Raw genomic sequence first — 12,242 nt, forward strand, 5'->3', positions numbered from 1 at the left:
TCAGCCCGGGGTTCCGAAGCCTCCACCCCCGGGGGTGTGGATTTCGAACACATCGCCGGGCTGCATCTGCGCCTGGCCGATGTGGTCGAGCGCCTCCACCTTGCCATTGGCCCGCACCACCTTGTTGACGCCCACGGCCCCCGGCGAGCCGCCGGCCATGCCGAAAGCACCGCGGTGGCGGCCATTGGAGAGGATGCTGGCCGTCATGGGCTCCAGGAAGCGCACGCGGCGCACACCGCCGTCACCGCCCGCCCAGCGCCCCGCGCCGCCCGAGCCCTTGCGGATCTCGTAGCCTTCCAGGCGCACGGGGAAGCGGAACTCCAGCACCTCGGGGTCCGTCAGGCGCGAGTTGGTCATGTGGCACTGCACCACGCTCGTGCCGGCAAAGCCGTCCACCAGCGCACCCGAGGCATCCCACACGCCGCCGGCACCGCTGCCGCCCGAGATGGTCTCGTAATACTGGTAGCGCTCGCTGCCGAAGGTGAAGTTGTTCATGGTGCACTGCCCCGCCGCCATCAGGCCCAGCGCGCCATAAAGGGCGTTGGTGATGCAGGTGGAGGTCTCCACGTTGCCTGCGACCACCGACGCCGGCGGATTGGGGTTGAGCATGGAGCCCTGCGGGATGATGACCTTGAGCGGCTTCAGACACCCTGCGTTGAGCGGAATGTCGTCCTGCACCAGGGTGCGGAACACGTAGAGCACGGCCGCCATGCACACCGCCGTGGGCGCATTGAAGTTGTGCGTCTGCTGCGCGCTGGTGCCCGTGAAGTCGATCTCGGCGCTGCGGTTCTTGGCATCCACACGCACGGCAACGGTGATTTGCGAGCCATTGTCCAGCGGCAAGGTGAACTGGCCATCCTTCAGGCGCGTGATCACGCGGCGCACCGATTCCTCGGCGTTGTCCTGCACATGGAGCATGTAGGCCTGCACGACATCGAGGCCGAACTCGCTCACCATGCGGCGCAGCTCCTGCTGGCCCTTTTCGTTGGCGGCGATCTGCGCGCGCAGGTCGGCCATGTTCTGCTGGGGGTTGCGCGAAGGGTACTCGCCGCTCTCGAGCAGCGCGATCATCTCCGCCTCACGCAGCACGCCGCGCTCGACCAGCTTCACATTGTTGATCTGCACGCCCTCTTCCTCGATGCGCGTGGAGAACGGAGGCATGGAGCCCGGCGTGATGCCGCCCACGTCCGCATGGTGGCCACGGCTGCCCACGTAGAAGGTGGGCTCGGCTTCTTCACCGATATAGACCGGCGTGATCACCGTGATGTCGGGCAGGTGCGTGCCGCCGTGGTACGGGTCGTTGAGCACGTACACGTCACCCGGCTGCATGCGGCCCGCGTTGTCGCGGATCACGGTCTTGATGCTCTCACCCATGGACCCGAGGTGCACCGGCATGTGCGGCGCATTGGCGATCAGATTGCCCGCCGTGTCGAACAGCGCACAGCTGAAGTCCAGGCGCTCCTTGATGTTGACCGAGTAGGCCGTGTTCTGCAGCTGCAGGCCCATCTGCTCGGCGATGTTCATGAACAGGTTGTTGAACACTTCGAGCAGCACCGGGTCCACCGTGGTGCCTACGGCGTGCTGCACGGCACGCGCCACGCGGCGCTCCAGCAGCAGGTGGTCCAGGTCGGTGAGCTGCGCCTCCCAGCCGGGCTCGACGATGGTGGTGGCGTTCTTCTCGGCAATGATGGCCGGGCCGGGGATCACGTCGCCGGGGCGCAGGTCCTCGCGCACCACCAGGGCCGCGTCATGCCAGGCGGCCACGCCGTCGGTGCCGCCGGTGTACATGCGCACCGTGCTGCGGCGCGGCACCTCGCGCGCGGGCTGCAGGGCATGGCGCGGCTCCTCGGGCGCATCGCCCGGCACCACGGCCTCGACCGACACGGCCTCCACCACCAGGCCCTTGCCTTGCATCAGGAAAGCAAAGCGCTGGCGGTAGGCAGCCTCGAAGCTGACCGTGATGGCCTCGATGCTGCCAAATGGAACAATCAAAGCAGAGTCGCTGCCCTCATAGCGCACATGCACGCGCCGATGCACCGTGGTAGTGCCGTCGCCGGCCTGCTGCTCCAGTTCGGAGCGCGCGGCCGTGGCCAGGCGCTCCAGCGTGGACTCGATGCCCGCCAGGGCCTCGGGTGCCAGCTTGCACTCCACTGCCTGCTCGCGGATCACGTTCTGGTCCGCAAGACCCATGCCGTACGCGCTGAGCACGCCCGCCAACGGGTGCACGAACACACGCGTCATGCCCAGCGCATCGGCCACCAGGCAGGCGTGTTGCCCACCCGCCCCGCCAAAGCACTGCAGGGTGTAGCGCGTCACATCGTAGCCGCGCGCCACCGAGATTTTCTTGATCGCATTGGCCATCTGCTGCACGGCGATCTGGATGAAGCCGTGGGCCACATCTTCTGCGGCACGGCCCGTCTGGCCAGACAGGTCGGCGAACTTCTGCACGACCGCGTCTCCATCGAGCGCCTCGTTGGCCGCATGGCCGAACACGCGCGGAAAGTGCGCCGGCTGGATCTTGCCGACCATCACGTTGGCATCGGTCACGGCCAGCGGGCCACCACGGCGGTAACTGGCCGGGCCGGGGTTGGCACCGGCACTCTCGGGGCCCACGCGAAAGCGTGCGCCATCAAAGCCGAGGATGGAGCCGCCGCCCGCCGCCACGGTGTGGATGCTCATCATTGGGGCACGCATGCGCACGCCGGCCACCTGGGTCTCGAACTCGCGCTCGAACTCCCCGGCATAGTGGCTCACGTCGGTGGAGGTGCCACCCATGTCGAAGCCGATCACGCGCTGGTGCCCGGCCAGGCCGGCCGTGCGTGCCATGCCCACGATGCCGCCAGCCGGGCCCGAGAGGATGGCATCCTTGCCCTGGAAGGCATGCGCGTCGGTCAGGCCGCCCGAAGACTGCATGAAGAACAACGGCACGCCCGGCATCTCGCTGGCCACCTGCTCCACATAGCGGCGCAGGATGGGCGAGAGGTAGGCATCGACCACCGTGGTGTCGCCGCGGCTCACCAGCTTCATCATGGGGCTGGTGGCGTGCGATGCGCTCACCTGCGTGAAGCCGGCTTCGCGCGCCAGGCGGGCGGCGGCTTCTTCGTGTGCGGTGTAGCGGTAGCCGTGCATGAACACCACGGCCGCACTGCGCAGGCCGGCGTCATAGGCGGCCCACAGGCGCTCCTTCAGGTGCGCCTCGTCCAGCGCCTCGATCACCTCGCCATGCGCGCCCATGCGCTCCTGCGCCTCGATCACGCGGGTGTACAAGAGCTCGGGCAGCACGATGTGGCGGTCGAACAGGCGCGGGCGGTTCTGGTAGGCGATGCGCAGCGCATCGCGAAAGCCCTTGGTCGTGATCAGGAGCGTGGGCTCGCCCTTGCGCTCGAGCAGCGCATTGGTGGCCACCGTGGTGCCCATCTTCACGCACTCCACCACCTCGGGGGTCACCGGCTCGCCCGCCTTCAGGCCCAGCAGGTGGCGGATGCCGGCCACGGCCGCGTCCTTGTACTGCTCGGGGTTCTCGGACAGCAGCTTGTGCGTGACCAGACTGCCGTCGGGCCGCTTGCCGACCACATCGGTGAAAGTGCCCCCGCGGTCGATCCAGAACTGCCAGCGTGCGGGGTGGGTGGAGGCGGAAGATGCCATCGTCATGAAGTCTGTGTGTAGAAAGGAATGAACAATCGGGTGGCGTCGTTACCGACGGTGCGCACCCATTCGCGTGAAAAACGTTCGCCCAGGCGGCCGATCTCGCGGCCCAGGTCCAGCGACAGGCGCTCGACGGCCATGCCATGGGACTTGAGGTCGCCCACGGCATTGCGCAGCGCCGCCTCGCTCATGGTCCAGCCCCGGTCCTCGGCCACCTTGGCCGAGTCCAGCAGCCCCTTGCGCGCCGCGGGAGACAGCGCATCCATGGCCTTCTTGCTGGCGAAAACCATGTTCTTCGGAATCCAGGCATTGAGCTCGTAGTAGAACTTGGCGTGCGTCCACACCTGGCTTTCGGCCCCGGTGGCCGACGACGTGATCATGGCTTCGATTTGGCCCGAGGCCAGGGCCTTGGGAATGTCGGCCGTGGCCACATCCACCGGTGTGGCGCCGAGCAGCTCGGCAATGCGCACCGTCGTGGCGTTGTAGGTGCGCATCTTCAGGCCCTGAAAGTCTGATTTGGTGCGCACCGGCTTGACCGAGAACAGGCCCTGCGGCGGCCAGGCCACGGCATACAGAGGCACCAGCCCCTTGGCGGCCAGAGCCGTCTCGATCAGCGGCGCCTGGTACTGCCACAGGCGCCGCGCATCCTTGTAGGTAGACAGCACGAAGGGCACCGAGTCGGCCCCGGCCAGGGGCACGTCCTTGACGATGCCAGCCATCAGCACTTCGCCTGCCTCGGCCTTGCCCGACTGCACCGCCCCGAAGATCTCGGGCAGCTTGACCAGGCTGTTGTTGGAATGCACGGCGATGGCCAGTTCCCCGCCCGAGGCCTTGCCCACGTCCTGTGCGAAAAGTTCCGCATTCTGGGTGTGGAAGGTTTCCGGCTTGTAGCCAGTGGCCAGCTTCCATTGCACCGCGGCGCGCGCACCCACGCCCACCAGACCCAGGCAACCGCCCAATACGGTGGCACCTGCGCCACCCAGCCAATCACGTCGCTGCACAGACATAAATGCTCCCTTGAAGTGGATGAACATGCACCACCACAGCGCACACGGCCATCACAGGGATGCTGCCGAACGTGCTGCCTGGTCGTACATGCCCGAGAGCACACGCAGCAAACGGGCCAGCTCGCCGATGTCGCGGTTCAGGGCATCGTCGGCATGCAGCGCATCGATCAGGCAGCGCTCGCGGATCTCGCGGTAGCGCTGCACGTAAGCCCGGCCCACATCGGTGGCCGCATAGGTCACCTCCTTGCCGTTCTTCTGCGAGGCCACCACGCCCAGGTTCTGCAGCTTTTTCAAAGCGTAGTTCACCAGGTGCGTGTCTTCCACGTTCATGATGAAGCAGATGTCGGCCAGGCGCTTGTCACGCGCCCGGTGGGTCACATGGTGCAGCACCACCACGTCCAGCGGTGTCAGGTCCTTGAGGCCCGCGGCGGACATGCAGTGCACCACCCAGCGATGAAAGGCATTGCCCGCGACGATGAGCCCGAACTCGAACTCGCTCATTTCGGCGCTCTGCGCAGACACCAGGTGCGCTGACGAGACGATGGGGCCGGAATCGCCCTTGGCCCGGGCCGCAGGTTTCATGGAAAGCGCCTTTGCAGAAGTCGAAACTGGCACGGGATGTGCATGCGCTCATTGTAGGCAAGTCACCAATGATTTGTTGGCAATTTGTCAACGTTCAGGCAAACACCTATGCCGTAACGAATTGCTTCCTATACAGTGGCATACCCCCCGTTTTCTACCTTGCGGAGCTATCAATGAAGCGTCGAATCCTCCCCCTCACTGCGCTGGCCCTGGCCTGTACTCTGTCCGTTCCCTCGGCTTTCGCCCAGACCAAGTGGGACTTGGCGGCCGCCTATCCGGCCACCAACTTCCACACCGAGAACATGATGCAGTTGGCCACCGATGTGGACAAGGCCACGGGGGGCAAGCTCAAGATCACGGTGCATGCGAATGCGGCACTGTTCAAGGCTCCTGAGATCAAGCGCGCCGTGCAAGGCGGCCAGGCACAGATGGGAGAGATCCTGCTGGCCAACTTCCAGAACGAATGGCAACTCTTCGGCGTCGATGGCCTGCCCTTCCTGGCCGACAGCTACGACGAATCCAAGAAGCTCTACGCCGCGCAAAAACCCTTCCTTGAAAAGAAACTGGGCGAGCAGGGCATGACGCTGCTGTACGCAGTGGCATGGCCACCGCAAGGCATCTACACCAAGAAGGCCCTGGCGACCGCAGCCGACCTCAAGGGCATCAAGTGGCGCGCCTACAGCCCGGCCACTGCACGCATCGCCGAACTGGTGGGTGCGCAGCCAGTCACCGTGCAGGCTGCTGAGTTCTCGCAGGCGCTGGCCACGGGTGTGGTCGAGTCGACCATGACCTCCGGCGCGACCGGCGTGGACAGCAAGCTGTACGAACACCTCAAGTTCTACTACGACACCCAGGCCTGGCTGCCCAAGAACGCCGTGCTGGTGAACAAGAAGGCCTTCGACGCCCTCGATAAGCCCCTGCAGGACGCCCTGCGCAAGGCGGGCGCCGATGCCGAGGCTCGCGGCTGGGCGGCCAGTGCCAAGGTCAACGCAGACACCCTGGCCAAGCTCAAGGCCAACGGCATGGAAGTGCTGCCGCCCCCCGCCGCACTGAAGGCGGACATGACCAAGGTGGGCGACACCATGCTCAAGGAATGGCTGGAAAAAGCCGGGCCTGATGGCAAGGCGCTGATCGACGCATATCGCAAGTAAGCAAGCCGCCGACATGCGCCGACTGCTTGATTTCTTGTACGACAGCGCCGCCGCACTGGCGGCGCTTTTCATGGTTGGCCTGCTGGGGATGGTGCTGCTGTCCATCGTCAGCCGACAGCTGCATTTCCACGTCCCCGGAGCCGATGCCTATGCCGGCTACCTGATGGCCGCAGCGGGTTTTCTGGCGCTGGCGCACACGCTCAAGCGGGGTGAGCACATCCGCGTGACCCTGCTGCTCAACGCGCTCAAGGGCAAGGCCAAGAAGGCCTTCGAGATCTGGGCGCTGGCCATCGCCTGCCTGCTGGCGCTGCTGTTTGCCGCCTACAGCTGCAAGCTGGCCTGGCAGTCCCACGAGTTCCACGACATATCCACCAGCAACGATGCCACACCACTGTGGATCCCCCAGATCGCCATGGCCCTGGGCACCGTGATCCTGGCCATCGCCTTCATCGACGAGCTGGTGCTCGAGATCCTGGACAGGCGCAGCCAGGCATCGCCTGGCGAAGCCCTGCGAAACGAATGACACAAGGCCGCCCCCATGAGTGATATCGCCATTACCGGCCTGTTGGTTCTTTCGCTGTTCCTGATCCTGGGCAGCGGTGTCTGGATAGGGCTCACGCTGTCCGGCGTGGCCTGGATCGGCATGCAGTTGTTTGCCGCGCGCCCTGCGGGCGATGCCATGGCAGTGACCATCTGGGGCTCAGCCTCCAGCTGGACGCTGACGGCCCTGCCCCTGTTCATCTGGATGGGCGAAATCCTGTTCCGCACCCGGCTGTCGCAAGACATGTTCAAGGGCCTTGCACCCTGGGTCCAGTCGCTGCCCGGGCGACTGCTGCACACCAACGTGGTGGGCTGCACCATCTTCGCGGCCGTCTCCGGCTCCAGCGCCGCCACCTGCGCCACCATCGGCAAGATGACGCTGCCCGAGCTCACGCGACGGGGCTACCCGGAAAAGATGGTCGTAGGCACGCTGGCGGGCGCCAGTACCCTGGGGTTGCTGATCCCGCCATCGATCATCATGATCGTCTACGGCGTATCGGCCGAGGTCTCGATCTCGCAGCTGTTCATCGCGGGGGTATTCCCGGGCATTCTGCTGGCGGCCCTGTTCTCGGGCTACATCATGGTGTGGGCGCTGCGCAATCCCGACCAGGTTCCCGCTGCGGACAAAAAGATGACGTTCATGGAGAAACTCTCGGAGTCGCGCAGCCTGATTCCGGTGGTGCTGCTGATCGTGGCGGTGTTGGGGTCCATCTACACCGGCTTTGCCACCGCCACCGAAGCCGCAGCCGTGGGCGTGGTCGGCTCGCTGGTGCTCTCCACGGTACAGGGCTCCATGAGTTGGAGCACCTTCAGGGATTCGCTCATGGGGGCCACGCGGCTGTACTGCATGATCGCACTGATCCTGGCGGGCGCCGCCTTCCTGACGCTGTCCATGGGCTACATCGGTCTGCCCCGGCACCTGGCCGAATGGATCGCGTCGCTGGGGCTGAACAAGGCCCAGCTGATCGCTGCGCTGGCCGTGTTCTTCATCATCCTGGGCTGCTTCCTGGACGGCATCTCGATGGTGGTGCTGACCATGGGTGTGCTCATGCCCACGGTACAGGCGGCTGGCATCGACCCCATCTGGTTCGGCATCTTCATCGTGCTGGTGGTGGAGATGGCTCAGATCACGCCGCCGGTGGGCTTCAACCTGTTCGTGCTGCAGGGCATGACCAATCGCCAGTTGCCCTGGATCGCCAAGACGGCCATGCCGATGTTCCTGCTCATGTGCGGCGCCGTGGCGCTGATCTACATCTTCCCGGGCATCGTCACCTGGTTGCCGCAGCAGATGGCAACGACGCGCTGAACGCGCTGCCGCCGCGCTGGTACATTGGCGCCATGCTGCCCATTCTCGCCATCTGTATCGGTGCCAGCCTGGGCGCGCTGGCCCGCTGGCGCTTGGGCCTGTGGCTCACCACAGGCACCTCCCTTCTGCCCTGGGGCACGCTGGCGGCCAACCTGGTGGGCGGCTACCTCATCGGCGTGGCCGTGGCGGTGCTCCAGGCCCTGCCGCAGCTTGATCCGGCCTGGCGCCTGGCGCTGGTCACGGGCTTCCTGGGCGGGCTCACCACGTTCTCCAGCTTTTCGGCCGAGGTGGTGGCCATGCTGATGCAGCAGCGCTATCTGCTGGCACTGGGCACCACAGGCCTGCATGTCGCGGGCTCCCTGGTACTCACGGTGCTGGGCATCCAGAGCGCCACCTGGTTTCTGGCCCAGCGCGCCTGATCCACCAGGTCTGCCTTGCAGGCGGGTCGGATTTCCTCACAAAAGAGCGACCCTGCACCGGAAACTGCCATGGAACCTCGGCACAATGGCCCCATGGACGCCAATACCCAACTCAACGAGAGCCGCCTGGCCGATGCCTGGGCCGAACTGCAGACGCATGCCTCCCAAGGCAACCCGCTGCATGCCGATGCCTACCGCCTGGCGTTTGCCGACCCCGAATTTTTGTTCCGCCGCGAGACGCGCGGCATCCGCTTCCAGCTGGAGATGCTCAAGCCCGACCTGGGCCAGGCCGCGCAGGGCATCGAGAGCACCGTGGTGGTCTATGGCAGCGCCCGCTTCGTTGCCCCCGACGAGGCCGCCGAACAGCTGACCGCAGCCGAGGCCAGCGGCGACGAGGCCCTCATTGCCAAGGCCCGGCAGGCCGTGCGCAATGCGCGCTACTACGATCTGGCGCGCCAGTTCGCCCGCCTGGTGGCCGAGCACAGCGAACGCAATGCGCCGGCCGACCGCATCTACGTGTGCACCGGCGGCGGCCCCGGCATCATGGAAGCCGCCAACCGCGGCGCCCACGACGTGGGCGCGCTCAACGTGGGCCTGAACATCGCCCTGCCCCACGAGCAGAGCGGCAACCGCTTCATCTCGCCCTCGCTGTGCTACAAGTTCCACTACTTCGCACTGCGCAAGATGCATTTCATGATGCGTGCCAAGGCGCTGGTGGCCTTCCCTGGCGGCTTCGGCACGCTGGACGAACTGTTCGAGGTGCTGACCCTGGTGCAGACCGGCAAGGCCAAGCCCGTGCCCATCGTGCTCTTTGGCACCGACTACTGGAAGCGGCTGGTCAACTTCGACGTGCTGGTGGAAGAAGGCACGATCTCGGAGCAGGACCTGAAGCTCTTTCACTACACCGACGACCCCCAGGAAGCCTGGGACCTGATCAAGTCGTTCTACAAGATCTGAACGCTTCGCGCCCCGGCGCGGTCGGGGGCGGCAGCGGCAACCCATGGGGCCGTCAAGTGGTGAGCGCCACTGAGCCTGCTCTGCTGGAACGGAATCAGCGTATCGGGGGCGGTGACGGAGGCAGCAAGATCACCCCTGGCGGCAGCACGAAGATGGGCGTGAACGTGGGCGGCGGCGGCACGGGTCGGGGTGGCGTTGTGGCGGGCGGTGTCGTCGTGGCGCCTGGCGTGGTGCCCGTGCCGGCACTGGGCGGTGGCGGCGCAGGCACGACCTCCGGAGGCGGCACCGGTACCGGCGCAGGACCCGGTGCAGGTATCGGCGGCTGAACCGGCCCCGGTGGCGGGGGAGGTGGCGGCGGTGGTGGCACCGGAACAGGGGCTGGCGGTGGCAGTGGCGGCGGAGGTGGTGGCAAGGGCACGACCGGATCCACCACCGGCGGCGGAGGCGGCACGTGCACCGGCGGTGGGGGAGGAGGAGGTGGTGGCGGCGGCGGAATGACGAACACGCTGGTGCGGTGGCCATCGCCGCCCAACTGATCGCCCGCCATCTGCGGCAGGGGCAGCGCGGGCAAGGGCAGCAGTGCGCGCGTGTTCGTGTACACCGGCAGCTTCTGGCTGGAGAGCACCAGCACCGCCTCGCCGGCCTTCACGCCGACGCAGCCCGCCTCGGTACAGACCTCGATTTCGTCCTGTTCGCCGGCCACCGTGAGCTGGCCCTGCGCATTGAAGCCCACCAGGAAGGCCGAGCCCCGGATACCCACCACGGCGGTGGGTGTGATGACCTTGTAGCTGCCCGGGTTGCGCTTGCCGATCAGGCCCGTGATCGCACGCATGCCGCCGCGCAGCAAGGTCACCGCAAAGCCGTCCTGCGCCAGGTCGCCGCTGTCGGAATACCGAGTCACGGTGAACTGCGAATCCGGGTACAGCGCCACCAGGCCACCGTCTGTGAAGCGGATCTGGGCCCGCCCCGCACTGCCGGTGAGGAGCACATCGCCCGTGTCCACTTCGGCGCCCTTGGCCACGCCGCTGGTGGCATCGCCCCGGCGCAGGCTGACCTCGCCGGTGGCAAATTGCACTAGGCCAGCCGCAGCCAGGCCCGATGCCGGCCAGGCGGCCACCATGGCCATGAGCAGGGCAATACGGGACAGGCGAGGTTCGGTTTTCATGGCTGCACCTCTTCTGTGTTCAAAACTCGCGCCGAACGGTGACGGACCAGATGCGCCGCCGGTATTCGGAGACTGGCAGCGTGGAATCGTTGTGCGTACCGGTCCACTGCGGCGTGATGCGCCAGGCCGTGGCGGGAACCCATGACACCCCCAGCGAGGCATTCACCTGCCGGTCACGCCGCACCACGGCGAAGAACGGGTCGGCCGCGCCATAGCGGCGCCGCTCCCAGTCCAGGTTGGCGAACAGCGCCCAGTTGCGGGCCAGCGCCAGCTGCCCGCCCGCACGCACGCCCACCAGGCGGTGGCCGAGGTAGTCCACACCGGCCGCGTCGGGCTCCTCGCGCCCGCCATGTACGCCCGCATAGGCCACGCTGCCTTCGCGGAACACATGGGCGTAGGTGGTACCCAGCACCGTGCGCTGCACGTCGCGCAGCGGCTGCGTGGGGTAGTGCAGGCGCGCCGACTGCACAAAGCTGCCCCACTGGCGAAAGCCATCGAGCCGGTAGATCCACTCGCCCAGCACCCCGCCGATGCTGCGCAGCCGCGTGCCATCGAGCGCGTAGTAGGCGCCCTGCCCCTGCACGATGAATTCATGGCGCTCCGAGCGCCAGGACACACCGGCGCTGGCATCGAGCTGGTCGGAATCGAATGCGCCGGCGCCGCCCTCGTTGCGGCGCGGCGTGCCTGCCGCAGCGCCGACCAGGGACCAGCGTGCGTCCATCACGTAGCGCCCGCGCACCGCCACCAGCGCCGCCAGGAAATCGGTCGACCGCGCCAGGGCCGAAGGCGCCAGCGTCCATGCCGGCGTGCCCGGCACCGGAGACGGCAGCAGCATCGAGGCCGGCCCTGCGTTCACATTGGAGTCGTGGCCCAGCGCCAGCTCGGCATAGCCCTTGAGGCTGGAGCCGCCATCGCTTGCGGCCCGGTCGTAGGAGACCAGGAACTGGTCGATGCTGAGTGCTGCATCCACCGGTATGCCCTGTGACCGGGCGAGTTCGGACAGGGCCAGCGCACCGCGCTGGTCCCCCACGGCATACAGGGCACGGGCCAGTGCCACCTGCGCAGCCATGTTGTCCGGCTGTGCGGCCACCACGCGCTCCCAGGCCATCACGGCGCGGCTGTACTGGCCTGCGGCATGGGCGGCGCTGCCCATCGCGGCATCGAAGGCGGGGTCGCCCGCGCGGGCCGCCTCCTGCGCATCGAGCAGGTCAAAGGCCTCGCGGGCAGACCCACGTTGCACCAGGGCTGACGCCTGGCCGATCAGCGCGTCGGCCTGCGCCGCCACCACGGGCGCCAGCCACAGCAGGGATGAGAGGGCCAGCGGCCCCGCGCCACAGCGGGCGAGACGAAAAACACCCATGGGAAGTCTCCTCATGCGGGTTGGGCGTCTTGCCCCGAGAGAGCCGCAAGGCCACCAGGCCGGCACCCCAAAGTTGGGCCGGCCATGCAGCTTTTTGCAAACGATGTGAG

Annotated in this window: 10 protein-coding genes; 5 read left to right on the forward strand and 5 right to left on the reverse strand. The window is 66.9% G+C overall.

Features of this window, described 5'->3' with window-relative positions; genetic code table 11:
• Genes ASE28_RS28940 through ASE28_RS28950 form a run of 3 tightly spaced genes read right to left on the reverse strand, consistent with a single transcriptional unit; the run spans nt 1 to nt 5,234 of the window.
• Nucleotides 1–3,645 (reverse strand): hydantoinase B/oxoprolinase family protein, encoded by a 3,645-nt coding sequence (locus tag ASE28_RS28940; protein ID WP_157422180.1) that lies wholly within the window; start codon nt 3,643–3,645, stop codon nt 1–3.
• Between the two features lie 2 nt (nt 3,646–3,647).
• Nucleotides 3,648–4,652: a TRAP transporter substrate-binding protein gene (locus tag ASE28_RS28945; RefSeq protein WP_082604398.1), complete on the reverse strand. Its 1,005-nt coding sequence runs from the start codon at nt 4,650–4,652 to the stop codon at nt 3,648–3,650.
• A 51-nt stretch (nt 4,653–4,703) separates the two neighbouring features.
• Nucleotides 4,704–5,234, reverse strand: a complete 531-nt coding sequence (locus ASE28_RS28950) for a winged helix DNA-binding protein (RefSeq protein ID WP_057205885.1) — start codon at nt 5,232–5,234, stop codon at nt 4,704–4,706.
• 173 nt (nt 5,235–5,407) lie between these two features.
• On the opposite strand from ASE28_RS28950, the gene ASE28_RS28955 reads away from it, so the two are divergent.
• From ASE28_RS28955 to ASE28_RS28975, 5 genes are all read left to right on the forward strand, one after another.
• A complete protein-coding gene (locus ASE28_RS28955; RefSeq protein ID WP_057269527.1) occupies nt 5,408–6,385 on the forward strand; it encodes a TRAP transporter substrate-binding protein in 978 nt (325 codons plus the stop codon).
• Between the two features lie 13 nt (nt 6,386–6,398).
• Entirely contained in the window at nt 6,399–6,908 is a 510-nt protein-coding gene (locus ASE28_RS28960; RefSeq protein ID WP_057269528.1) for a TRAP transporter small permease, read from the forward strand.
• A 15-nt stretch (nt 6,909–6,923) separates the two neighbouring features.
• On the forward strand, nt 6,924–8,231 hold the full coding sequence (locus ASE28_RS28965; protein ID WP_057269529.1) for a TRAP transporter large permease: 1,308 nt from the start codon (nt 6,924–6,926) through the stop codon (nt 8,229–8,231).
• A gap of 32 nt (nt 8,232–8,263) precedes the next feature.
• Nucleotides 8,264–8,650: a fluoride efflux transporter CrcB gene (crcB, locus tag ASE28_RS28970; RefSeq protein ID WP_057269530.1), complete on the forward strand. Its 387-nt coding sequence runs from the start codon at nt 8,264–8,266 to the stop codon at nt 8,648–8,650.
• A 93-nt stretch (nt 8,651–8,743) separates the two neighbouring features.
• Nucleotides 8,744–9,607 (forward strand): TIGR00730 family Rossman fold protein, encoded by an 864-nt coding sequence (locus ASE28_RS28975; RefSeq protein ID WP_057269531.1) that lies wholly within the window; start codon nt 8,744–8,746, stop codon nt 9,605–9,607.
• A 94-nt stretch (nt 9,608–9,701) separates the two neighbouring features.
• On the opposite strand, the gene ASE28_RS28980 is transcribed toward ASE28_RS28975, so the two are convergent.
• Nucleotides 9,702–10,772 carry a FecR domain-containing protein gene (locus tag ASE28_RS28980; protein ID WP_057269532.1) on the reverse strand — a complete coding sequence of 357 codons (1,071 nt, stop codon included), beginning with the start codon at nt 10,770–10,772 and terminating at the stop codon, nt 9,702–9,704.
• Nucleotides 10,773–10,791: 19 nt separating this feature from the next.
• Nucleotides 10,792–12,132: a surface lipoprotein assembly modifier gene (locus ASE28_RS28985; RefSeq protein WP_057269533.1), complete on the reverse strand. Its 1,341-nt coding sequence runs from the start codon at nt 12,130–12,132 to the stop codon at nt 10,792–10,794.
• Nucleotides 12,133–12,242: the final 110 nt, after the last annotated feature.

It is taken from the genome of Acidovorax sp. Root219, assembly GCF_001428665.1.
Lineage (GTDB): Bacteria > Pseudomonadota > Gammaproteobacteria > Burkholderiales > Burkholderiaceae_C > Acidovorax.